We start from the raw sequence: 22,728 nt of genomic DNA on the forward strand, positions 1-22,728 counted from the left end.
CTCAGCCTGCCGACGCGGCCGGTGAATCAAGATCAACAGCTGCAGCCGAGCTAACGCTCATCCTGTTGAGTGGTGGAAGAGCGTGCGGTCGGCTTTGGGTTTGTGCTGGATTTACCCCTCACCCCAGCCCTCTCCCCAAGGAGAGGGAGCCGATTTGTGGGCTTTTCATTGTCTGAGTTCGACTCGGTATTTCACGTCGTTGTACCTCTCACCATCACCTCGGTCAGTTCCCTCTACCTCTGGGCGGTCCGACGTTTCGGGAGGGCTAGGGTGAGGGGCTTTTGATCTGGTGCAGTATTGAATTCGACTCGGTATTTCACGTCGGCGTACCTCTCACAATCACCTCGGTCAGTTCCCTCTACCTCCGGGCGGTCCGACGTTTCGGGAGGGCTAGGGTGAGGGGCTTTTGATCTGGTGCAGTATTGAATTCGACTCGGTATTTCACGTCGGCGCACGTCTCACAATCACCTCGGTCAGTTCCCTCTACCTCCGGGCGAGGGCCAGGGTGAGGGGCTTTTGATCTGGGTTATCCGGCAGGTTGCTGTAACATGCGGCATCTTCACTCTTGCGAGCAGCGAAAATGGATTCTCACTCGATATTGACCTTCACTCTGGTCGCCGCAATTGCCATTGCCAGCCCGGGGCCGGCGACTTTGATGGCGATCAACAACAGTCTCGCGCACGGGCAGCGCAGTACGATCTGGTCGTCGCTGGGGAATGCCAGTGGTTTGTTCTGTCTGTCGGCAGCGGCGATGTTGGGGTTGGGGGCGTTGTTGGCCAGTTCGGAAATTCTGTTCAATGCGGTGAAGATCATCGGCGCCGGGTATCTGTTCTACCTCGGGGTCAAGCAGTTGTTCAAAAAGGGGCCGATGCTGCCGGAGGGTGTCGAAGGTGAGGCGAGCAAGGTGCGGCCGACTCGCGGCAAGCTGTACAAGTCGGCGTTTCTGACGGCGGTGACCAACCCCAAGGCGACGATGTTTTTTACTGCGTTGTTTCCGCAGTTCATCGATCAGGGCGCCGCGCTGCTGCCGCAATTTCTGATCCTGACTTCGATTTTCATGGCGCTGTCGGTGTCGTCACTGAGCGTGTACGCCGCGTTGGCTTCCCGCGCCAAGGGCGTGCTGACTCGGCCGGCCCTGTCGCGTTGGGTCAGTCGTGTGGTCGGTTCAACGTTCATCGGTTTTGGCGCGGCGATTCTGACGATGCGTCGGCAGACGGTTTAAACCCATTTGAACCGGGCCGGGAATCTCGCCACAAAGCAGGTGCCCGACTCGCTGTTTGAGGACACGCTCAAGGTGCCGTTGTGTGCCGTGGCGATCTGCGAGGCGATGTAAAGCCCCAGACCCAAGCCTTCGCAACGTTGCCCGGCTTCGGCGCGGGAGAACGGTTCGAACAGCAATGGCATCAGTTGTGCGGGAATCGGCGTGCCTTGATTGGTCAGCGAGAGGACAATTTCGTCGCGCTCGGCGTAAGCCTTGAAAATGATCGGCGTGGCGTTCGAACCGTGGGTGACGGCGTTCCCCAGCAGGTTGGAGAGCAATTGGCTGATGCGCAATGCATCGCAATAGACGCCCGCCGGCACCTCCAGCTCCGCGATGAACGTCGCCTGCGGATTGGAGGCTTGCACCTCGGCAAGGGTCAGTTGCAGCGTGTTTTGCAAGTCGTCGACCAGCGTACGCTGCACGGGAATCCCGCCACCCAGCCGCCCCCGGGCAAAGTCGAGGATGTTTTCGATCAGCACGCCCATGCGCACCGAGCTGTTGCGGATCGCCGAAATCAGATTGAGTGAGCGCTTTTCTTCGGTTTTGCTTTCCAACAGGTCGGCGCTCATACGAATCGCACTCAGCGGTGTGCGCAGGTCATGCCCGAGCACGGCGATGAACTGCTCGCGCAGGCGGCCCAGCTCATTGGCGTTGCTCAGTTCGACCTTGGTTGCCTCAAGATGAGTTTGCGTATCGAGGCTCATGGCAATCAGTTGGGCGAAGAGGGTGAGCGTCTTGGCGATAGCCGGTTCGTCCAGATTGGCGGGCACGGAGTCGATGGCGCAGAGGGTGCCGAAGAAGTCGCCATTGGCTTTGACGATGGGGATGGAGATGTAACTCTCCAGTCCATAGGTTTTCGGCGTGTGGTGCAGGGAAAAGATCGGATGCGCGCTGGCGTGACCGAAAATCACCGGCTGCTGATGCTGGCGGATCTCATGGCAAATGGTCGACTCAAGCACCAGTTCGCCACCGGGTTTGAGCCCGAAATCAATCGAATCATCGACGGCGCAGGCTACCCAGTTTCGGTCAGTGACGCGGGCAACTGCAGCGAAACGCATGCCGGTGAGGTGCTTGACCATGCTCAGGATGACCGGCACTGCATCAATGCTGCGGATGGCGTCGATGTCTGGGGTGAATGCCGGATTGGTCATGGACGATGCTTCTTGAAGAGTTCGCTCAGAGACTATCTGTTATTGCCAGGCATGACTAATGCGGTAATCAAGAAAGAACAAGGGCGCCACGGATTTCCCGGGCGCCCTTGTGTTTTATTGCCGGTGCGACTCAGAACTTGTACTTGGCCGTCAGCATATCACTGCGCGGGTTGCCGTAGTTGTCGTTGGCCCCCCAAGTGACATTGGAGCCGATGGCGGAGTAGTAGACGCGGTCAAAGATATTGTTCGCGTTGACCTGCAGATCCAGGTGTTTGTTGACTTCGTACCCGGCCATCAGGTCGGTCACCGCGTAGCCACCCTGTTCGAGGCGATAGCTGCCGTTATTGGCCAGGGCGACATCGTTGTACATCCGGCTCTGCCAGTAAACGTTGCCACCCACGCGCAGGTTTTGCAGCGGACCCTGGAAGCGATACACGGTGGAGACCTTGAACAGATGCTCTGGCGTGTCTGTTTCGAAACGCTGATTGTTGTTGGCCGGGTTTTCATCCTTGATGTAGTGCGCGCGGGTGTAGGTGTAACCGGCGCCGACTTGCCAGTTGTCGGTCAGCGCGCCTTGCAGTTCCATGTCCACGCCTTGGCTGCGCACCTTACCCGATGAGCCGTAGCAGGTCAGGACCGGGCAGCCGAACTGAGTGTCGGCCTGGGTGGCGCGGCCGGTCTGGTCCATCTGGAACACCGCCAGACTGGCGTTGAGGGCGCCGTTGAAGTACTCGCCCTTGATGCCCACCTCGTAGTTTTCGCCGACGATCGGCTCGAGCACTTTGCCGCCGAGATCCTTCTGGGTCTGCGGGGTGAAGATGTCGGTGTAGCTGGCATACACCGAGTAGTGGTCGTCGAGCTTGTAGATCAGGCCGGCATAGCGGGTGAGGTTCTTGGTGACTTTATAGTCGCCATCGCCGGAGCGGTCATCGTAGTCGTACCAATCGAGACGGCCGCCGAGGATCAGTGTCAGCGGATCGGCCAGACTCAGGCGGGTGGTCAGGTAAACGGCATCCTGGGTGGTGACGGTGCGGGTTTTGCCGTCCCGCACGAAGTCGGGTTTTGGCGCGCCAATCGGCCAGGCGGTGGTGTACGGGTCGTATTCCTTGGTGGTCGCGTCATACACGCGGTTGCTGGCGCCGACGACCAGTTCGTGGCTGCGGCCGAACGCTTCGAACGGGCCGCTGGCGAATACTTCGAGCGAGCGCTGCTTGTCGGTGTTATGGGATTGATAGGCCGTGGTTTCCAGCGGGCCGGCGTAGCGCGACAGGTAAGTCCCGGAGAACTCGCCGTCGAGGGTCGAGGTCGAGCCGGCGACGTGCAGTTTCCAGTCGTTGTCGAAACGATGTTCCACTTCACCGAACGCGGTGTCGATTTGCAGCTTGCGGTTTTCCCAATCGGTGCCCGGGTAGGTGGAGCGGGGCAGGTCGAGGTGATGGCCGTTGGTGCCGATCGGCAAGCCGCCCCAGAAATAGTTGGTCTGTTCATTCTGCCGCGAGAAACCGAGGGTCGCGGTGGTGCTGTCGCTCAGGTCGGCTTCACCGATGGCGTAGAACAAGCCATGGTCGTTCTCTTCCTTGTCGCGGAAGCTGTCGGCGCCCTGATAAGAGCTGACCACGCGGCCGCGCAAGGTGCCGCTTTCGTTCAACGGGCTGGACGCGTCGATCTCGCCACGGTAGTCATCCCAACTGCCGGCGGCGCCGGTGAGGGTCACGCGTTGATCGGCAGTCGGGCGTTTGCGCACCAGGTTGATCGCCGCCGAAGGATTGCCCGCACCGGTGACCAGACCGGTCGCACCACGGACGATTTCGACGCGGTCGAACATCGCCAGGTTGGGTTGCACTGCCATCGAGAACGGCGAGTACGAACTCGGCAGGCCGTCGTACATGATCGTGTCGATGTCGAAACCGCGCGAGCTGTACGTCTGCCGACCCGGGCCGCTGGCCTGGCTGAGGAACAACCCCGGCGTGCCTTTCACCACGTCGTTGATGCTGGTCATGTTCTGGTCGTCCATCCGTTGACGGGTAATCACCGTCACCGCCTGAGGCGTTTCGCGCATGGTCAGCGACAGCTTGGTTGCCGTGCGCATCGGGCCGGTGGTGTAGGACTGGGTGTCTTCGGTAGTGCTGCTCATCTGGGTGGCGCCGATTTCGGTGGCGTCCAGTTCCAGCGTGGCTGGCGCAGCTTTTTCAGGAGAGGCGGGTGTTGCTTCATCGGCCAGAACCGGTGTGATGCTGGCCATGCAGATGGCGAGTGCCAACAGGTTAGGTGAACGGTGTGAGCGACGGTGAATGGTGTGAAACGACATCAATCTGCTTCCCCAAATGATACGAAAACGAATCCAGTGCGAGTGCGTGTAGGAATTATTCGCATTAGTCTGTCAGATCATTCCGGGGGAAGAAAGCCGTACGGCTCAGTTAGTTAATGAATTTTTCACATTTGAGCGGGCGCTCTACGTCGCGGGTCGGCGCAGATTCGTTGGTCTTTTGCGGGGCAAATGACGGGGCAGCGGACCGATCACAGTGGCTGTGACCGGTGCTGCGGGTGAGTCCGGCTAAGCAGACAAACGAGACGAAAAGGGCGGTCAGTTCAAATCGGCAGCGTCGTGCCGCTCGGGCACTTGCGTCGCTTCATCGCCCCACGTGCGATTGACGCGTTGGCCACGGATGACCGCCGGCCGCTTGGAAATCTCCTCTGCCCAGCGCTGCACATGCGTGTATTCATGAGCCGCGAGAAACTCGGCCGCGGAATAAACATTGTTGCGCACCAATTGCCCGTACCACGGCCAGACCGCGATGTCGGCGATGGTGTAGCTGTCGCCGGCCAGATAAGCACTTTCGGCCAAACGCCGATCGAGCACATCCAGTTGCCGCTTGGCTTCCATGGTGAAGCGGTTGATCGGGTATTCCAGCTTCTCCGGCGCATAGGCATAGAAATGCCCGAAACCGCCGCCAAGGTACGGTGCCGAGCCCATCTGCCAGAACAGCCAGTTCAAGGTTTCGGCACGGCCAGCCGGGTCTTTCGGCAGGAAGGCGCCGAACTTCTCAGCCAGGTACAGCAGGATCGAACCGGACTCGAACACCCGAATCGGCGGTTCGGTGCTGCGATCCAGCAGCGCCGGGATTTTCGAGTTCGGGTTGATCTCGACAAATCCGCTGGAGAACTGATCACCTTCGCCAATGCGGATCAGCCAGGCATCGTACTCGGCGTCGCTGTGCCCCAGCGCCAGCAGCTCTTCGAGCAGAATCGTCACTTTGACGCCGTTGGGCGTGGCCAGCGAATACAGCTGCAACGGGTGCTTGCCGACTGGCAGGGTCTTGTCATGGGTCGGTCCGGCAATCGGCCGATTGATACTGGCGAACTGACCACCGGACGGTGCTTGGTTTTTCCAGACCTGGGGCGGAACGTACGGCGCTTTGCTCATCTAAGGGGCCTCATCTTGGCAAGTGGAAAAAATACCTCGCTGATAATAGACAGGACACCACACAACCTGCTGTGTATTCCAGAGGGCGATGGATTGAGCGGCAAGCGATGAGCGCTTGCAGTCGTCAGCTCGATGGCGATTTGCTCTGCGATTGACCCGCCGTACGATTCCGGTTTCAGCCTCAGCGCTGCGGCCATTGATCCTTGATTTCAAACCACGGTGCTTTCGACGTGACTTCGACATGTTGCTGTTTTTCCGTGGTGAACGTCGTGTCCAGCGTGCCCAGCGCTACCGAAATCCAGTCGCTGTATTCACCCTGATTGCGTGCCCAGAACAGCGACGAACCGCAGTGCGTGCAGAACTGGCGTTGTACCGATTCAGACGACTGATACGACTTGACCTGGTCGGCGCCCTCCAGCAATTCCAGGTTCTGGCGCAGCACGCTGCCGTAGCTGGCGAATGCCGCGCCGTGGCTTTTGCGGCATTGGCTGCAGTGGCAGTGCGAAAGCGCTTTGGGCCGTGAGCGGATCTGGTATTTCACGACGCCGCACAGGCAACTGCCCCGGAAGGTCTGAGGGGAGGGTGTCAGCATTATTATTGGGAGTCCTTGTAGGCGATGGCTGGTTTCAGGTTGCCGGGTGATTGCTTCAGAAAGTCGCTGATCAGGGAAATCACTTGTTGTTGAATCACCGCGCGCGGACGACCGCCGACGCCATCGGTGCAGATGATGCTGTCCCCCGGCACATCCGCGTCAAGCATGGCCACGGCGCCAGGTTTGCAGATCGCCATGAACGTGAAGTGACTGGCATCGTTGATTTCGACGTAATGCGACGAGGTTTTCGGCAGGCGTTTGGCGAGGTCGACCGATTCCAGTTGCGCGGGCAGTTCTTTCGACGGTACGCCGGCGGCAATCACCAGAATCGGCACGGGAAAGGTCGCAAGGCTGGCATTGGTCATCCCGCGCGACAGGCCCAGATCCAGTGACACCACGGCAGTGACACGCTTGTCACGCCAGTCGGCGGCCAATTGCGCTTTCGCTTGCGCGGTGCTTGCAGTGTTCATTTGTTGGTAGGCGGTGCAACTGGCCAGTTGCGTGTGGACCTTGCAGTCTTTGGCGAAACGTTCGGGGTCGAAGCGCGCGCCGCCGGTTTCGAGCACGGTCCAACCGCCGAGAGAATGGCCCACAACAGCAATTCGATCCTTGGCCACCGCGCCGAATTTTTCCGGTTGCGCCGTCACAGCATCAATGGCCCGGCTGAGGTCGACCGGACGTTGCCACAGTTGTGCCGCCGCTTGTGGGCGGCGATCTCGACTGGTGGTGCCGGGATGGTTGACTGCCGCGACGATGTAACCCTGATGCGCCAGCGCACTGGCCAGCCAGGTCTGGTTGATCCAGCTTCCGCCATAGCCGTGGGAAAGCACCACCAACGGATGCGCGCCGCTGGCGGCCGGGGCGTCGAGCACGGCAGGGGCACCGACGAAGACCGGGTTGTCGCCGAACAATTGTGGCGTCGCAGCGGTGGTCGAGCTCGGGTACCAGACGACCATTTCCAGCGGGCGCTCGTTGCGCGGATCCGCCAGTGTGGCGTACTGGAAACCAACGGGTTGAGCGTCAGCGAATACGTGGTTGCTCAAGCAGATCAGTAGCAGAGCGCCGAGAGACTTTTTCATTGTTGTTATCTTCCGTGATGGGCCGTTTGGGCGAGATGGACTTTGCCCGAATTCGCGCGCTTCAGCGAGCCCTGCGTCTTAAACATTTTCCAGCGGCCAGCGCGCGGCCAGATGCGCGGTCAGGTAATCCAGAAAGGCTTTGACCTTCGGCGTCATCGCCGCGCGTTCCTGCACGCAGGCGTAGATGTCCATCGGCTGGACGACGGAGTGGGACGCGTCGCTGCGTTCAAACAGCGGCACCAATTGCCCGCTCGCCAGATAAGGCGCCGCAACAAACTCCGCCAGTCGCGTGACCCCGGCGCCGTGAACCGCCATTTGCGCCAGCGCATCGATGTCATCGCTGATCGCGGTGGCATTGATAGTGGCGTCGAAACGCTGACCGTCGCGGACAAAACTCCAGCGCAGAAAACGCCCGTCCAGTGGATAACGAAACGCCAGGCAGGCGTGGTTCTGCAAATCATCAGGCGATTGCGGCCATCCGGCGCGCTGCAGATAGGCCGGCGCGGCGCACATGATGAAGGGCAGCGAAACGATCTTGCGCGCGACGATGCCGTCCTCCAGTTGTGGCTTGATCCGCAGGCTCAGATCGATGCCGTCCTGGATATGGTTGATCTTGCCGTTGGTGGTCGAGAGCTCAATCAGCAGACGCGGGTGCAGTGCACCGAAACCGGCGATCAGCGAGGCCAGCACATGGCGGCCGAATGCTGAGGTGGAGGCAATGCTCAGCCGGCCTTGCAGCTCGGTTTCATCGTGGCTGATCGAGCTTTGCGCGGCTTCCAGATCGGCAGCGATGCGCCGGACTTTCTCGTAGTACGCCGCGCCGTTTTCGGTCAGCGCCATGCTGCGCGTGGTGCGTTGCAGCAGGCGTACGCCGAGGTGCGCTTCCAGTCGATTGATCGTCTGGCTGACGGCCGCTGCGCTGACGCCGAGAATCCTGGCCGCGCCGACAATCGAGCCGGCTTCGACCACTTTGATAAAACTGGCAATCGCCGCTAACAGATTCATCCATGTCCCGTTGAGGGTTGATTCGTAAGTTGTGCTTTATAAAGTACCTGCGATTGAGCGTCTAGTTGCGCGGGGGCGGCCTTGCTAACGTGCGGTCTCCCTGTCACTGGATGGAAAAGCGATATGAATCAAAGAACCAACGCCGAAGCCTTGATCATCAGCCGCCGCAAGCTGTCACCGCGCGCCACGCCCTACGTGTTTGCGTTGTACATGGCGACGATCATGGCGTTTTTGATGTCGCTGGTGATTACCGCTGCCAACTCCGGCATTGATAACGATTACCTGAATAATGCGTTGCACGCCTACAAGCTGGCGATGCCTGCGGCGTTCCTGTGCATCCTCATCGTGCGGCCGATTGTGATCAAACTGGTGGCGTGGACGGTGCATCCGCATCGTTGAAAGCTTTCACGTCAGTGGTGACTGTTCTGACGTCTTCGCGAGCAGGCTCGCTCCCACAGGGGGGGGCGTTCCAAATGTGGGAGCGAACCTGCTCGCGAATGGCCTCACCGCCGACCGTGACGTCTTGTGAAAGGCATCAGAAAAACTCGTCAAGCAACTGATAGAAAGCGATCCGCTGCAGATCCGGTTCCACGCCGTACACCTCGAAAAACAGCGGTAGCCACTGCGCGCCGAGGTTGTCCGTGATGCTGTGCGCGGCCAACGCCAAATCCTGATAACGGTCAGCGACGCCGAGTCGCCCGCAGTCGACAAACCCGCTGAAGCGGCCCTCGTCGGCGAGCAGGTTGGGCAGGCACGCATCGCCATGCGCGACCACCAGTTCTTCATGATCAGGGCGAGTGGCGAGCAATTGTTCGAACACCGCTTCAGCACTCCAGCCAAGGCGCGAATCGTCGAAGTCCTCTTCATCGATCAATCCGGCCAGCAGGTGTTCGCCGGCCAGCCGTATTTTTTTGTCCAGGCAGTGATCGAACGGGCAGCTCTCGATAGCGACCGCGTGCAGTGCGCGCAAAGACTCGGCTGCAAGCGTGACGATCTGTTGCGGCGAGAGGTGCTCACTGCTGGCCAGATCCCGCCCCGCAATGGCGCTCATCAGCAGCCAGTTGCGATCCGCTTCGGTGGTGGTCTCGAGCACACGCGGCGCCGGCAAGTCCTGGCTCGTCAGCCAACGCAAGCGCTGTACCTCACCGGGCAATTCGCCCAACGCCATGACCGTCTCGGATTTCACGAACAGCGCCGCAGCGCCTGCGCGGGTAATGCGCCATACGTCGGCGCGTGATTCGCCAATGGTCTGTTGCTCGATAACCGCGTCTGCAAAGCGGTTGCGCCATGTGTCTGGTAAATCCATGTTCGTGGTCCTTGCCCGTGCCCGAAATGCGCAGTTTGCCGTCCGGGCGGACTTCACCGCAAATGGTCCAGGTGGTGAAAACAATCGAAACTTCGCCTTCGCCGTCATTGTCCAGACCTCTACAGCTCCCGGCCCAGGCACGGTCGGGAATACGTCATGCACCAGCAAACGACGAGGATCAAGATGACGATGACCGTAGGAGATTTTCTGGTTGAGCGGCTCAGCCAATGGGGCGTTACGCGGATTTTTGGTTACCCGGGTGACGGCATCAACGGCGTGTTCGGCGCGCTCAGCCGGGCCAAGGGAAAGATCGAATTCGTCCAGGCGCGGCATGAAGAAATGGCCGCGTTCATGGCCTCGGCGCATGCCAAGTTCACCGGTGAGTTGGGGGTGTGCATCGCCACTTCCGGCCCCGGCGCCTCGCATCTGATCACCGGCCTCTACGATGCGCGCCTGGATCACATGCCGGTGTTGGCCATCGTCGGTCAGCAGGCGCGCACGGCACTCGGCAGTCACTATCAGCAAGAGCTTGATCTGGTATCGATGTTCAAGGACGTCGCCGGGGCATTTGTGCAGCAGGCCTCGGCGCCGTCGCAGGTGCGGCACCTGCTTGATCGAGCGGTGCGCACGGCTGTGGGCGAACGTCGGGTAACCGCGCTGATCCTGCCCAACGATTTGCAGGACCTGAAATACCAAGCGCCGGCTCGCGAACATGGCACCGCGCATTCCGGGGTCGGTTACACGAAACCCAAAGTGCTGCCTTATGACGTGGATCTGCAGCGGGCAGCCGACGTTTTGAATGCCGGCGAAAAGGTTGCCATTCTGGTCGGAGCGGGTGCTTTGCAGGCGACGGATCAGGTCATCGCGGTGGCGGAAAAACTCGGCGCCGGCGTCGCCAAAGCGCTGTTGGGCAAAGCCGTGTTGCCGGACGATTTGCCTTGGGTCACTGGCAGCATCGGCCTGCTCGGCACCGAACCCAGCTACAAACTGATGAACGAATGCGACACCTTGCTGATGATCGGTTCGGGCTTTCCCTACGCGGAGTTTTTGCCGAAGGAAGGCCAGGCGCGCGGTGTGCAGATCGATTTGCAACCCGACATGCTCAGTCTGCGCTATCCGATGGAGGTCAATCTGGTCGGTGATTCGGCGGAAACCCTCGCCGCGTTGTTGCCGCTACTCGAACAGAAAACCTCAAACAAGTGGCGCAAGAAAGTCGAAGGCTGGCGCGGCAGCTGGGAGAAAACCCTGGAAAAACGCGCCATGGCCAAAGCCGATCCGGTCAACCCGCAAAGGGTGGTGTACGAGTTGTCGCCGCGCCTGCCCGATAACGCAATCATCACCAGCGACTCCGGCTCTTGCGCCAACTGGTTTGCCCGTGACCTGAAAATCCGCCGTGGCATGCAGTGCTCATTGTCCGGTGGACTCGCGTCCATGGGCGCCGCTGTGCCTTATGCGATTGCCGCCAAGTTTGCTTATCCCGAGCGTTCGGTCATTGCGCTGGTGGGCGACGGGGCGATGCAGATGAACAACATGGCCGAGCTGATCACCGTCGCCAAGCACTGGCGCCAGTGGGCGAGCCCGAAATGGATCTGCGCGGTGTTCAACAACGAGGACCTCAATCAGGTCACGTGGGAGCAGCGGGTGATGGAGGGCGATCCGAAGTTCGAAGCTTCGCAAAGCATTCCCGATGTGCCTTATCACCTGTTCGCCATCTCCATCGGCCTGAAAGGCATTTTCGTTGATCGCGAAGAAGACGTCGCCGCTGCCTGGGAAAAGGCACTGGCCTCGGAGGTGCCGGTGCTGATCGAGTTCAAGACCGACCCGAACGTGCCGCCATTGCCGCCGCACATCAAACTTGAACAGGCGAAGAAGTTCGCCACGACGTTGCTCAAGGGCGATCCGGATGAGGCCGGGGTGATCCTGCAAACCGCCAAGCAGGTACTCGGCTCGGTATTGCCCGGGAAGAAATGACCGGTTAACGCAAAGGTTTGATCGTTCCCACGCTCTGCGTGGGAATGCCTCTAGGGACGCTCTGCGTCCAGTGACGCGGAGCGTCACGGGCTGCATTCCCATCAATGAGCGGAAGGTGCACTGATGATTTTCATTGGCTGTGCAGGCTGGAATCTGGGGCGCGAACACTGGCCGGCATTTCCGGCAGAAGGCACGCACTTGCGGCGCTACGCTGCGCGTCTCAACGGCGTGGAAATCAACAGTTCGTTCTACCGTCCGCATCGTCGGCAAACCTATGAACGCTGGGCGGATGGCGTACCGGAAGCCTTCCGCTTTTCGGTGAAAATGCCCAAACACATCAGCCATGAATTGCGCTTGGTGGGTTGTGAACCAGCGCTGGATAAATTCCTCGCCGAGTGCGCAGGTCTGGGTGAGCGTCTGGGCTGTTTGCTGGTGCAGTTGCCGCCGTCACTGGCGTTCGACGAAGCCGTCGCCGAAGCCTTTTTTACGACATTGCGTCAGCGCTTTTCCGGCGTCGTGGTGCTCGAACCAAGGCACGAATCATGGATCAGCGCCGAGCCGATGCTGATGACGCATCAGATTGCCCAGGCGGCAGTCGATCCCTCGCGCATCAGCAGTGATGTTTCGCCAATCGGCTGGGCAGAAGCGAAATACTGGCGACTGCACGGCTCACCGCGCATTTACCACAGCGCCTACGAGCCCGCTTATCTGCAAAACCTTGCACAAGCCCTGCAATCAGCGGCCGCGGCAGGTGCCGCGACCTGGTGTATTTTCGACAACACCGCCAGCGGCGCAGCGCTGGGCAACGCCTTGGCACTGACCGCGCTGACTTCAGGTTGAATCAGACCGCCAAATGCTCATACAGAATCGTCGCACCGACAATCATCAGCACCACGCCACCGACGATTTCCGCACGCTTGCCGACCACCGCGCCGAGCACCCGGCCGAGCATCACACCAAGGGTCACCATGGTCATGGTCGCCAGACCAATTGCCGCCGCAGCCACCCAAATATTCACATCGACAAACGCCAGGCCGACGCCGACCGCGAGGGCATCGATGCTGGTGGCAAACGCGGTGACCGCAAGAATCAGGAAGGAGTGCGAGCCCGGTTTTTCTTCTTGCTCTTCTTCGTGTTTCAGGCCGTTGTAGATCATGTGCAGGCCAAGAATCACCAGCAGGGTGAACGCGATCCAGTGGTCCCATTCGGCCACCCAACGGGTCGCCGCCTGGCCGATCAGCCAGCCGATGATGGGGGTGATGGCTTCGATCACACCGAAGATCAGACCGGTACGCAGGGCTTCAGTGAGACGCGGTTTGTGCAGGCTGGAGCCTTTGCCGATGGCGGCGGCGAACGCATCCGTGGACATGGCCAAAGCGAGGAATATGAGGGAAACAGGATTCACGGGGGCACACTTCCAGTCGGGCTATGAGTCAACGACACAACCACACGCCCGACTTTAGGCATGGATGTGTCGTCGGTCTCACCAACCAAAAGGTGTTCGCACCACGGCATGTTGCCGAGAATGTTGATACGAACGCTTCCGAAAGGCTCGGAAACAGGCTACTCCCCAACGAGGCTGCGGATCTTATGCGGGCAAACATGAAAATTTCGTCAAAACCGCCGCATCGGACATCAGGCGTAGCACGTCATGCCGACTTCTCGTTGATCCGCAACTCTGCGCACAAACCGCCACGCGGCAGGTTGTATAACTGCAAAGTGCTGCCGATCTTGCTGACGATCATCTGCACAATGGCCAGCCCCAGTCCGGCGCCGTTGGCATGACCGTGACTGTAGAAACGCTCGAACAGTCGCGCATAATCCGCTTCGTTGATACCGGGGCCGGCGTCCTCGACGCTGATGTACACCGCGCCGGATGCCTTTGGTTGGACCTGTACGCGCACTTCGCTGCCGGGCGGGGCGAAATTCAAGGCGTTGGTGACCAGGTTCTGCAAGGCGATGGCGAGTGCAACCGGGTCGGTGTCGACCGGGCAGTGGTGGTCGCTGTCGAGGATCAGGTCGACGTCTTTCTCCAGCGCCAGCGGCGCCAGTTCGGCGAGCTCTTCGCGCACCAGCGCGGTGAGTTCCACCGGGGTCTTTTCCGGGATGGCCAGGCGCGGCTCAATGCGCGCCATGGTCAGCAACTGGCTGGCGATGCGGGTGGCACGGTCCACGGCGCTGACCAGAAACTCCAGCGCCTCATCGCGTTGTTGCGCGGTACCGGCAAGCTGCGCGTTTTGCGCATGGATGCGCAGGATCGCCAGCGGCGTGCGCAACTCGTGGGCGGCGTCGGCGATAAAGCGTCGCTCGCGTGCCAACACATTATCGATCTGCTGCAACAGGCGATTGAGCGCGGTTTGCATCGGTTCAAGGTCGTGGGGCAGGGGCTTGAGGTTCAGCGGTTTGAGGGTGTCGGTGTTGCGCCCGCGAATGGTCTGCGCCATGGCTCGCAACGGTTGCAGGCCCCAGCCAATCGCCAGCCAGATCAGCACCGTCAGCACTGGCACGCCGATCACACTCGGCCACAGCGTGTGGCCGACAATGCGCTCGATCAGATCCTGCCGAATGTCATCGCGCTCACCGACCCAGATCAACAGCCCTTGCTGCGAGTCCTTGAGCAGAAACGCGCACCAGTCGCGGCCGTTTTCCATCAAGTCATGGGACCCGAGGGTGGTCGGCGGCGCGTTGAGTTCCGGCGCTTCAGCCGAGCGCATCAGCAACTGCCCGTCGCTGCGCCAGACCTGAAACGTCAAACGGGTTTCGTAGGGGTGCGCCGCCTCGCCATCGCCGACCCGGCTCATGGCTTCATCGAAGGCCTGATGCAGCCGCTGCCAGTTGTTATCGCCCGGAGCGCGTTGCGCCAGCACGCCTTGCAGTAGGCGTGCGCTCTGCGCCAGTTGTGCGTCGTAGACCTCTTCGATTTCGTGATGGCTGTCGCGCAGCACCAGCCAACTGATCAGCAGATCGCCCATCAATACCAGGATCAATACCGGCACCAGAATTCGCGCACGTATCGAGATCATGGTTTGACCGCCACCACATAACCGACGCCGCGCACGGTGCGGATCAACTCGGTCGAGAGTTTTTTGCGCAGGTTGTGGATCAGCACTTCGAGGGTGTTGCTCTCGACCCGTTCCTGCCAGCCGTACAGTGCGCCGGACAGGCGCTCGCGGGTGACGACTTTGCCGGGCCGCGCCATCAGTTGATGCAGCAGCTGGTATTCCATCGGCGTCATCACCACCTCGTTGCCCAGCCAGGTGACTTGCTGGCTGACCGGATCGAGGCACACGCCGGCATGTTCCAGCACCGGTTGCGCCCGGCCCTGGCTGCGCCGCAGCAAGGCGCGGATGCGTGCCTTCAACTCATCGACATCGAACGGTTTGATCAGGTAGTCATCGGCGCCGGCGTCGAGGCCGGCAATGCGTTCGCCGGTGCCATCGCGGGCGGTGAGGATCAGCACCGGCAAGTCCTGCTGCTCGCTGCGCAATTGCTGCAGCAGGGTCAGGCCATCGAGCCGTGGCAGACCAAGGTCAAGCAGCAGCAAATCAAAGCTTTCACTGCGCAGCGCATGCAAGGCACTGACGCCGTCCTGCAACCAGTCAAGGGTGTAGCCCTCGCTGCTCAGGGCAACGCGAATGCCTTGTCCGAGGGCACGATCATCTTCGACCAGAAGCAGGCGCATGGGCGGTTCTCTGTTGGGAGTACGGGGTTGCTAATACGGGGTTGGATGGCCGGCATCATGCCGCTGTGCAAGCCGTCGTGGCAGGCCATCCGACGGGAAAGATGTAACGACTCGTTGCCAACTAAGCTTTCGCTAAGGTTGCTTTTGCACAGTGAGGCCTTCCTCATCCAGCGAGAGTGATTCCATGCGCAAACTGCTGCTGTTGTCTTTGATCGTCGCCAGCCCTCTGGCCATTGCCGGCCCGCAATGCACCACTGCCGAGCGCTCGCAATGGCAAGACCAGAAGGCCTTTCAGGAACAGCTGAAAGCCCAGGGCTACGAGATCAGCAAATTCAAAGTCACCGATGGCAACTGCTACGAGATCTACGGCTTCGACAAGGACAAGCGCAAGGTCGAGATCTACCACGACCCGGTCAGCGGTAAAGCGGTCAAGACCGAGATCAAGGGCTGATGCCGAGCGCGTCCCTGCGCCTGTGGGATCCCGTGGTGCGGCTGTTTCATCTGTCGATTGCGGGCGTCTTCGTCGCCAATTACTTCTTCAATGAAGCGGGTGACGACTGGCATGTCTGGCTCGGCTATTACGCCATGGGCTGGCTGCTGGTGCGCACGGTGTGGGGATTTATCGGGCCGCGCAGTGCGCGTTGGGCGGACTTCTGGCCGACCCCGACGCGCCTGCTGGCCCATGCGCGCTCACTGCTCGCCGGGCGGCCCGAGCATCGCCTCGGCCACTCGCCGATCGGCGCGCTGGTGATGATCCTGATGTTGCTGGCGTTGTTCACCGTGGGTCTCAGTGGCTGGGCGATGGAAGAAGTCGACGCCTTGTGGGGTGCCGATTGGCCGTTGTCGGTCCACGAAACGGCGGCCGACAGTCTGCTGGTGCTGGTGTGCATTCACATCGCTGCTGCCGTGTTTGAAAGCTTTCAGGTTCGCGACAACTTGCCGTTGTCGATGCTCACCGGGCGCCGTCGCCGATTGCCGGACGATTCGACGCGCTGACAAGGACGTCTGCCCATTGTTAACCCTCCTGTCCTTGCCGCGAGTCCACTATGCGTGCGTTGTCCTTTCGCTTGACGTTCATTCTCGGCAGCCTTGCCGTGAGCCTGATTTTTCTGGCGGCGTGGCGCAGTCATCCGTCCCATGTGCTGGCGCCATTCGCGCTCTCGACAGCGCCGGTTGATGGCGCTCAACAAGCCTCCGAACCGATGTACAACAGCCGCTTCGTCTCCTCGCAACTGGACGACTTTGTGCACTCGTCGTCGGTCACGGCGCTGCCCGGCGGCGACCTGATGGCGGTGTGGTTTGCCGGATCGCGCGAAGGCGCTGCCGACGTGCAGATCCGCACGGCGCGGTTCGATGCGAAGACCGCGGAGTGGGGCGCGGAGCATGTGCTGGCGACCCGCGAATCCACTCGCGACGGCACGCGCCGTTACATCCGCAAACTCGGTAACCCGGTGATCGCCCTCGCGCCGGATCAGCGTTTGTGGATGTTCTATGTGTCGGTGTCGGTTGGCGGCTGGGCCACCAGCGCGATCAATGCGATGGTCTCCGATGACTTCGGGCGCAACTGGTCGACGCCTCGACAGTTAGTCACCTCGCCGTTTTTCAACATCAGCACGTTGGTGCGCGCCGCGCCGGTGTTCCATGCCGACGGCTCGATCGGCTTGCCGGTGTATCACGAATTCATGGGCAAATTTGCCGAGTACCTGTACCTGAGCGCCGACGGTGCAGTCATCGACAAATTCCGCATCAGCCGTGGCAAACACTCGTTGCAGCCGACCATCGTGCCGCTGGACGGACACCGCGCCGTGGCGATGTTGCGCTATGCCGGCGACACCCATCATCGCGTGCTGGCCAGCCGCACTAACGACGCCGGCCAGACCTGGAGCGAACCGTATCCGTTGGAACCGGCCAACCCCAACTCGTCGCTGGCGGCGGTGGGTACGGCTGACGACGGCTTGCTGGTGGCGCTCAACGATCTGCAGGACGGCCGTTTCAAACTCAGCCTGTACGGCACCGATGCCAATCTCAATGACTGGCGCAGCGTCATCGATCTCGATCAATCGCCCGATCCGCTTGGCCAGCCGTTCGCCCCCGAAGCCTATAAGGCGATCATCGGCGAAGGCTTTCGCGCCTCCAGTGGCGCGCGCCGCTTGCCGTTGGAGCAACGTTTCCTGAGCAATCTCGACTACCGCGTGTGCAAGCCGCGCGGCTGTGATTTCGAGTACGAGTACCCGTATTTCAGCCGGGGTTCGGACGGTCTCTATCACCTGGTGTATTCGTGGAATAACACCTTTATCAAACATGTCAGCTTCAACGATGCGTGGCTGGCGGAGCGCCTGTGATGATGTTTCCCTGGCAAGCCCATTTGAGTTTTGTCCTGCTCGGTTTTGTTTTGCTCAGCACGCTGGGCCTGACCCGGCGCTGGCGGCCGTGGCTGCTGCCGCTGTTGGCACTGGCCAGTTTTATCCCGGTCAACGACCTGCCGCTGGCGGCCTATGTGCGCAGCTTTACCGATGATCTGGCGATCACCACGCTGGTATTGCTCGGTTGGGTCAGCCTGCTGCGGTTGGGCGTGGTTCAGCCACCGCCAACGATCAAGCGCGTTCAGGTGCTGGTGCTGTTTGCGGTGTTGGCGCTGATTCTGTACCCGGCGACCATGGGCCTGACCTATGTCGACCCGTACCGCTGGGGCTTCAACCCGCGACCGATGATTGTGCTGGTCGGGCTGACCACGTTGGCGCTGTTGTGGCTGCGCAATGGGCTGGGCGTGGCGATGCTGGCGCTTGGCACGCTGGCCTTCGCGCTGCGCCTCAAGGCCTCGGAAAACTATTGGGATTACCTGATCGATCCGCTGCTGGTCGGCTATTGCCTGGTGGCCGGCGCGGCGCTGTGCATCCGCGAAGTCTGGCGTCTGCTACGGCCGGTCGCGGCTGTGCCGACATCCTCAATCTGAATCACCCCACAGAGGTCAACGATGGCTTGGTTGCAATCGCGGCGTCTGCGCTACGGCGTCGGCGCGGCAGGTTTGGCGTTTTTACTGTTGGCCCTGCTGCGGCTGGTGTTCGTGCTGGGTTTTTCCGGTCTCGACATCAGCGCATTTGCCGACGACCCGCAACTGCGCGAAACCCTCGGCATCGGTCTGCGCTTCGACCTGCGTCTGGCTGTGCTGTTGATGTTGCCGCTGGCCGTTCTGGCCTGGCTGCCGCGCTGGAACTTGACCCGTGTGCCGTTGTTGCGTGTTGTGGCGCGAGGTTATTGGTTGCTGACGCTGGGCGTGGTCGGCCTCATCTACATCATCGATTTCGGCCATTACGCCTACCTCGGCGTGCGCATCAATGCCACGGTGTTGCGTTATCTGGAGGATGCGCAGATCTCGCAGCAAATGGTCTGGGAAACCTATCCGGTGCTGTGGATTGCCCTCGGCTGGCTGGCGGTGCTGTCGCTGTGGTTCTACGGATTTGTGCGCCTGGAGCGGGCGACGCTGGCGCGTGAACCTCGGGCCATCCGCCGCACTTCACTGGCGTTGGGCGGCGGGCTCGGGCTGGTCGCCGTGTTGCTGGCGCTGCTCGGTCGTGTGGAAAATCTGAATCTGGAAAACCCGGTGCCGTTGCGCTGGAGCGATGCGTTTTTCTCCGGCAACGCGCAGATTGCCGCGGTCGGCCTCAACCCGGTGCTGTTCCTCTACGACACGCTCAAGGCCGGCCAGGCGCAGTTCGATGAGGCCCAGGTGCGCGAGCATTACCCGCTGATTGCGCGTTATCTCGGCGTGGCGCAACCGGACCGGCAAACGCTGACGTTCGAGCGCCAGCAAGCGGTGCAACCGTACCGGGTCGCCGGAACACCGAACGTGATGTTTGTCATGCTTGAATCGTTGGGCACCAGCGCGGTGGGCGCCTATGGCAACCCGCTGAACCCGACGCCCAATCTCGATCAACTGGCGACCGAGAGCTGGTTTTTCCGCCACTTCTACGTGCCGGTCACCGGTACCGCAAAAACCGTGTGGGCGAGCATCACCGGGGTGCCGGACGTGACCCGCCAGGAGACCGCCACCCGGCATCCGCTGATCACCCGCCAGCACACGCTGATCAACGCGTTCAGCGATTATCACAAGCTCTACATGATCGGCGGCAATGCCGGTTGGGCGAACATCAATGCGCTGATCCAGCAAAGCATCGACGGCGTACAGCTGTATCAGGAGAGTGACTGGCGCTCGCCGCTGGTGGATGTCTGGGGGATTTCCGACCTGGACCTGTTCAAGGAAAGCGATCGCATCCTGCGCGATCTGCCCAAGGACCGACCGTTCTTCGCCTACGTGCAAACCTCGGGCAACCATCGGCCGTTCACCATTCCCAAGGACAACGACGGTTTCCAGGTCAGTCATCTGCCGCTGGAACAAGTGCAAGCCGCCGGCTCGCGCAGCGTCGAGCAATACAACGCCGTGCGCCTGCTGGATTTCAACATCGGCAAGCTGATGGCGCTGGCCAAGGCCGGCGGCTACTACGACAACACAATTTTTGTGTTCTTCGGCGACCACAACACCCGCATCAGCCAGATCCCGCACATGCCGCCGGCCTTCGAACAATTGGGGCTGGAAAGCAACCATGTGCCGATGCTGATTCACGCGCCGGGGCTGCTCAAACCCAAGGTGATCGATGAGGCGGTGGGGTTGGTGGACCTGCTGCCGACCGTGGCGGGTATGGCCGGCATTCCGTTCAGCAACGGCGCGATGGGCCGCGACATTCAGCAGCCGACACCCGAGGGCGAACGGGTGGTGCCGCTGGTGTTGCGTGAAGGCACGTTCCCGTTGATTGGCGGCGTGACCCAACATCATCTGCTGCAAATGCAACACGACGGCAGCGCGCCGACCCTGCACGACTTGCGCTCGGCGACACCGCGAGACAACGTCGCCGAGCAGCACCCGGAGGAGTTTCAGCGGCTGGTGGAGCTGACGCGGGGGCTGCATGAAAGTGCGCGGCTGATGCTGTATCGCAATGTGCGCTGAGGAGCCCTCACCCTAACCCTCTCCCAGAGGGAGAGGGGACTGACCGCGGCGTTTGAACGCAAAATTTGAAAAGCCCACAAATCGGCTCCCTTTCCCCCTCGCCCCCTTGGGGGCGGTCCGACGTTTCGGGAGGGCTGGGGTGAGGGGGTAGATCCAGCAGACTGTCGCGATCGCCTGCAAAAACACTAATTACCATCAGCCACTTTGCGCTCTATCTCATCGATCTTGCGCTGCAGCGTCTCGGCGTCCTGTTCCTTCACTCTCGTGGAGGAGGGCGTGATGACTTCATCCACGGCTTTGCTGTCATCGTCCCTGTCTTCAATATCGCGCTCGACCACATTCACCGGTTTGCCGGACGTGTCGGTTGGCGGGGCGTTCGGGGTTTTATCGTCGCTGTTCATGTGGGTGACCTCCAGTGGTGTAAACATTGGAGGCAAGCAGTGCGGCAGGCGTTCGATATTTTTGCCGGGATGTGCCAAATGGCGCCCTCCCGCGATGGAGAGGGCGCGCTGGCGGCTTTCAGTCCTTGAGAATGTCGCGATCCTTGGTCTCCGGCAGGAAGAACGTGCCGAGTATCGCCGTCATCACCGCAATCACGATCGGGTACCACAAGCCGTAGTAGATATCCCCCGTGGCCGCGACCATGGCAAACGCCACCGTCGGCAGGAAACCACCAAACCAACCGTTACCGATGTGATAGGGCAGCGACATCGAGGTGTAGCGGATGCGGGTCGGGAACAGTTCGACCAGCCATGCGGCGATCGGGCCGTAGACCATGGTCACGTAGATCACCAGCACGGTGAGCAGGAGCAGCACCATTGGATAGTTGGTTTTCGCAGGGTCAGCTTTCTCCGGATAACCGGCATCCTTGAGTGCCGTGCCGAGGGTCGCGGTGAACGCGTCGTTGCGGGTCTTGAAGTCGGCGGCCGGCAGGGCGCTGCCTTCAAAACTCTCGACCACTTTGTCGCCGATGCGCACCTGCGCGACGGTGCCCGGCTCGGCAATCACGTTCTCATACGGGATCGCCCGTTTTGCCAGCAGGGTCTTCGCCAGGTCGCAGGAACTGGTGAATTTGGCCTTGCCCACCGGGTCGAACTGGAACGAGCACTGGTCGGGGTTGGCGATCACTTTGACCGGGTTCTTCTCCTGGGCGATAAACACATCAGGGTTACCGTACTGGGTCAGCGCGTGGAAGATCGGGAAGTAGGTCAGCGCTGCCAGCATGCAGCCGACCATGATGATCGGCTTGCGTCCGATGCGGTCGGAGAGGCTGCCGAAAATCACGAAGAACGGCGTGCCGATCAGCAGCGAACCGGCGATCAGCAGGTTGGCGGTCTGCGGGTCGATCTTCAGCGTCTGCAACAGGAAGAACAACGCGTAGAACTGCCCGGTGTACCAGACCACCGCTTGCCCGGCCGTGCCGCCGAGCAACGACATGATCACCACTTTGAGGTTGTCCCAGCGCGCGAAGGATTCGGTCAGCGGCGCTTTCGACGCCTTGCCTTCGGCCTTCATTTTCTGGAACACCGGCGACTCGCTCAGTTGCAGGCGGATGTACACCGAGACGATCAGCAGCAGGATCGACAGCAGAAACGGAATCCGCCAGCCCCATGCTTCGAAGGCTTCAGTGCCCAGCGCCGTGCGGCAGGCGAGGATCACCAGCAGCGACAGGAAAAGCCCCAAGGTCGCGGTGGTTTGAATCCACGAGGTGAAGAACCCGCGTCTGTTGCGGGGCGCGTGCTCGGCCACATAAGTCGCTGCGCCGCCGTACTCACCCCCCAGCGCCAGACCTTGCAGCAGACGCAGGGTGATCAGGATGACCGGTGCGGCGACGCCGATGGTCTCGTAGCCGGGGAGCAGACCGACAATCGCGGTCGAGACACCCATGATCACGATGGTGATCAGGAAGGTGTGTTTGCGCCCGATCATGTCACCGAGCCGGCCAAACACAATCGCTCCGAAAGGCCGCACCGCAAACCCCGCCGCGAAGGCCAGCAGGGCAAAAATGAACGCGGTGGTTTCGTTGACACCGGCAAAGAAGTGCTTGGCGATGATCGCCGCCAGTGAACCGTAGAGATAAAAGTCGTACCACTCGAAAACCGTGCCAAGGGACGAAGCGAAGATGACCTTGCGCTCTTCCTTGGTGATGCCGCCGCTGCGCGGTGGACTGCCGGTGGATGCTGTGTCGATTGTGGCCATGGGTGTTCTCCGTCGTGCTTATTGTTGTAGGCCGGAGTCCCCCGTTACTGCTTATC

21 protein-coding genes and 1 riboswitch are annotated in these 22,728 nt (G+C 60.9%); of the genes, 9 read left to right on the forward strand and 12 right to left on the reverse strand.

The genetic code is table 11. The features are described 5' to 3' along the window. Positions 1-580 precede the first annotated feature (580 nt). Entirely contained in the window at positions 581-1,222 is a 642-nt protein-coding gene (locus tag ACWR1S_RS00005; RefSeq protein ID WP_016984467.1) for a LysE family translocator, read from the forward strand. On the opposite strand, the gene ACWR1S_RS00010 is transcribed toward ACWR1S_RS00005, so the two are convergent. The 6 genes from ACWR1S_RS00010 to ACWR1S_RS00035 all read right to left on the reverse strand — a co-directional run bounded on the left by ACWR1S_RS00010 (position 1,219) and on the right by ACWR1S_RS00035 (position 8,512). After that, positions 1,219-2,412, reverse strand: coding sequence for a GAF domain-containing sensor histidine kinase (locus tag ACWR1S_RS00010; protein ID WP_454561946.1), 1,194 nt, complete (start codon positions 2,410-2,412; stop codon positions 1,219-1,221). The two genes, ACWR1S_RS00005 and ACWR1S_RS00010, sit on opposite strands and share 4 nt — an antisense overlap. 130 nt (positions 2,413-2,542) lie before the next feature. Then, on the reverse strand, positions 2,543-4,720 hold the full coding sequence (locus tag ACWR1S_RS00015; protein WP_454561947.1) for a TonB-dependent siderophore receptor: 2,178 nt from the start codon (positions 4,718-4,720) through the stop codon (positions 2,543-2,545). A gap of 276 nt (positions 4,721-4,996) precedes the next feature. Beyond that, positions 4,997-5,836 carry a glutathione-dependent disulfide-bond oxidoreductase gene (yghU, locus tag ACWR1S_RS00020; RefSeq protein WP_454561948.1) on the reverse strand — a complete coding sequence of 280 codons (840 nt, stop codon included), beginning with the start codon at positions 5,834-5,836 and terminating at the stop codon, positions 4,997-4,999. Between the two features lie 181 nt (positions 5,837-6,017). Further along, positions 6,018-6,428, reverse strand: a complete 411-nt coding sequence (locus ACWR1S_RS00025) for a GFA family protein (protein ID WP_454561949.1) — start codon at positions 6,426-6,428, stop codon at positions 6,018-6,020. Between the two features lie 2 nt (positions 6,429-6,430). Beyond that, a complete protein-coding gene (locus ACWR1S_RS00030) occupies positions 6,431-7,507 on the reverse strand; it encodes an alpha/beta hydrolase family protein (protein WP_454561950.1) in 1,077 nt (358 codons plus the stop codon). 78 nt (positions 7,508-7,585) lie between these two features. After that, the gene (locus ACWR1S_RS00035) at positions 7,586-8,512 is read right to left on the reverse strand and encodes a LysR substrate-binding domain-containing protein (RefSeq protein WP_454561951.1); all 927 of its coding nucleotides are present in this window, start codon (positions 8,510-8,512) and stop codon (positions 7,586-7,588) included. A 123-nt stretch (positions 8,513-8,635) separates the two neighbouring features. Between ACWR1S_RS00035 and ACWR1S_RS00040 the strand changes: the two genes are divergently transcribed. After that, positions 8,636-8,911 carry a DUF2798 domain-containing protein gene (locus ACWR1S_RS00040; protein WP_454561952.1) on the forward strand — a complete coding sequence of 92 codons (276 nt, stop codon included), beginning with the start codon at positions 8,636-8,638 and terminating at the stop codon, positions 8,909-8,911. A gap of 136 nt (positions 8,912-9,047) precedes the next feature. On the opposite strand, the gene ACWR1S_RS00045 is transcribed toward ACWR1S_RS00040, so the two are convergent. Beyond that, positions 9,048-9,818 carry an APH(3')-II family aminoglycoside O-phosphotransferase gene (locus ACWR1S_RS00045; RefSeq protein WP_454561953.1) on the reverse strand — a complete coding sequence of 257 codons (771 nt, stop codon included), beginning with the start codon at positions 9,816-9,818 and terminating at the stop codon, positions 9,048-9,050. 183 nt (positions 9,819-10,001) lie between these two features. On the opposite strand from ACWR1S_RS00045, the gene ACWR1S_RS00050 reads away from it, so the two are divergent. Both ACWR1S_RS00050 and ACWR1S_RS00055 read left to right on the forward strand, forming a co-directional pair. Continuing rightward, positions 10,002-11,789 carry a thiamine pyrophosphate-requiring protein gene (locus tag ACWR1S_RS00050; protein WP_454561954.1) on the forward strand — a complete coding sequence of 596 codons (1,788 nt, stop codon included), beginning with the start codon at positions 10,002-10,004 and terminating at the stop codon, positions 11,787-11,789. 123 nt (positions 11,790-11,912) lie between these two features. Continuing rightward, the gene (locus tag ACWR1S_RS00055; protein ID WP_454561955.1) at positions 11,913-12,629 is read left to right on the forward strand and encodes a DUF72 domain-containing protein; all 717 of its coding nucleotides are present in this window, start codon (positions 11,913-11,915) and stop codon (positions 12,627-12,629) included. A 1-nt stretch (position 12,630) separates the two neighbouring features. On the opposite strand, the gene mntP is transcribed toward ACWR1S_RS00055, so the two are convergent. The 3 genes from mntP to ACWR1S_RS00070 form a co-directional block, all read right to left on the reverse strand. After that, a complete protein-coding gene (mntP, locus tag ACWR1S_RS00060; protein ID WP_016984480.1) occupies positions 12,631-13,194 on the reverse strand; it encodes a manganese efflux pump MntP in 564 nt (187 codons plus the stop codon). A gap of 8 nt (positions 13,195-13,202) precedes the next feature. Next, positions 13,203-13,374: riboswitch (yybP-ykoY riboswitch) on the reverse strand. A 64-nt stretch (positions 13,375-13,438) separates the two neighbouring features. Continuing rightward, the gene (locus ACWR1S_RS00065; RefSeq protein WP_454561956.1) at positions 13,439-14,812 is read right to left on the reverse strand and encodes an ATP-binding protein; all 1,374 of its coding nucleotides are present in this window, start codon (positions 14,810-14,812) and stop codon (positions 13,439-13,441) included. Next, complete coding sequence (locus tag ACWR1S_RS00070) at positions 14,809-15,471, reverse strand: response regulator (protein ID WP_454561957.1); 663 nt, start codon at positions 15,469-15,471, stop codon at positions 14,809-14,811. Before ACWR1S_RS00070 ends, ACWR1S_RS00065 begins: the two co-directional genes overlap by 4 nt. A 184-nt stretch (positions 15,472-15,655) precedes the next feature. Between ACWR1S_RS00070 and ACWR1S_RS00075 the strand changes: the two genes are divergently transcribed. From ACWR1S_RS00075 to ACWR1S_RS00095, 5 genes are read left to right on the forward strand one after another with little or no spacing between them, the layout of a single operon-like run. After that, on the forward strand, positions 15,656-15,922 hold the full coding sequence (locus tag ACWR1S_RS00075) for a PepSY domain-containing protein (protein ID WP_003225806.1): 267 nt from the start codon (positions 15,656-15,658) through the stop codon (positions 15,920-15,922). Further along, positions 15,922-16,467 (forward strand): cytochrome b/b6 domain-containing protein, encoded by a 546-nt coding sequence (locus ACWR1S_RS00080; protein ID WP_034155850.1) that lies wholly within the window; start codon positions 15,922-15,924, stop codon positions 16,465-16,467. Before ACWR1S_RS00075 ends, ACWR1S_RS00080 begins: the two co-directional genes overlap by 1 nt. A 50-nt stretch (positions 16,468-16,517) precedes the next feature. Further along, on the forward strand, positions 16,518-17,813 hold the full coding sequence (locus tag ACWR1S_RS00085) for a sialidase family protein (RefSeq protein WP_454561958.1): 1,296 nt from the start codon (positions 16,518-16,520) through the stop codon (positions 17,811-17,813). Next, entirely contained in the window at positions 17,813-18,424 is a 612-nt protein-coding gene (locus ACWR1S_RS00090; protein ID WP_454561959.1) for a hypothetical protein, read from the forward strand. Before ACWR1S_RS00085 ends, ACWR1S_RS00090 begins: the two co-directional genes overlap by 1 nt. A gap of 21 nt (positions 18,425-18,445) precedes the next feature. Next, positions 18,446-20,473, forward strand: a complete 2,028-nt coding sequence (locus ACWR1S_RS00095) for an LTA synthase family protein (RefSeq protein WP_454561960.1) — start codon at positions 18,446-18,448, stop codon at positions 20,471-20,473. A 185-nt stretch (positions 20,474-20,658) separates the two neighbouring features. Here ACWR1S_RS00095 and ACWR1S_RS00100 read toward each other — a convergent pair whose 3' ends face one another. Together ACWR1S_RS00100 and ACWR1S_RS00105 are read right to left on the reverse strand one after the other, a co-directional pair. After that, positions 20,659-20,874: a hypothetical protein gene (locus ACWR1S_RS00100; RefSeq protein ID WP_454561961.1), complete on the reverse strand. Its 216-nt coding sequence runs from the start codon at positions 20,872-20,874 to the stop codon at positions 20,659-20,661. 118 nt (positions 20,875-20,992) lie between these two features. Beyond that, positions 20,993-22,672, reverse strand: coding sequence for an MFS transporter (locus ACWR1S_RS00105; RefSeq protein ID WP_454561962.1), 1,680 nt, complete (start codon positions 22,670-22,672; stop codon positions 20,993-20,995). Positions 22,673-22,728: the final 56 nt, after the last annotated feature.

The organism is Pseudomonas sp. AIG (assembly GCF_977020205.1).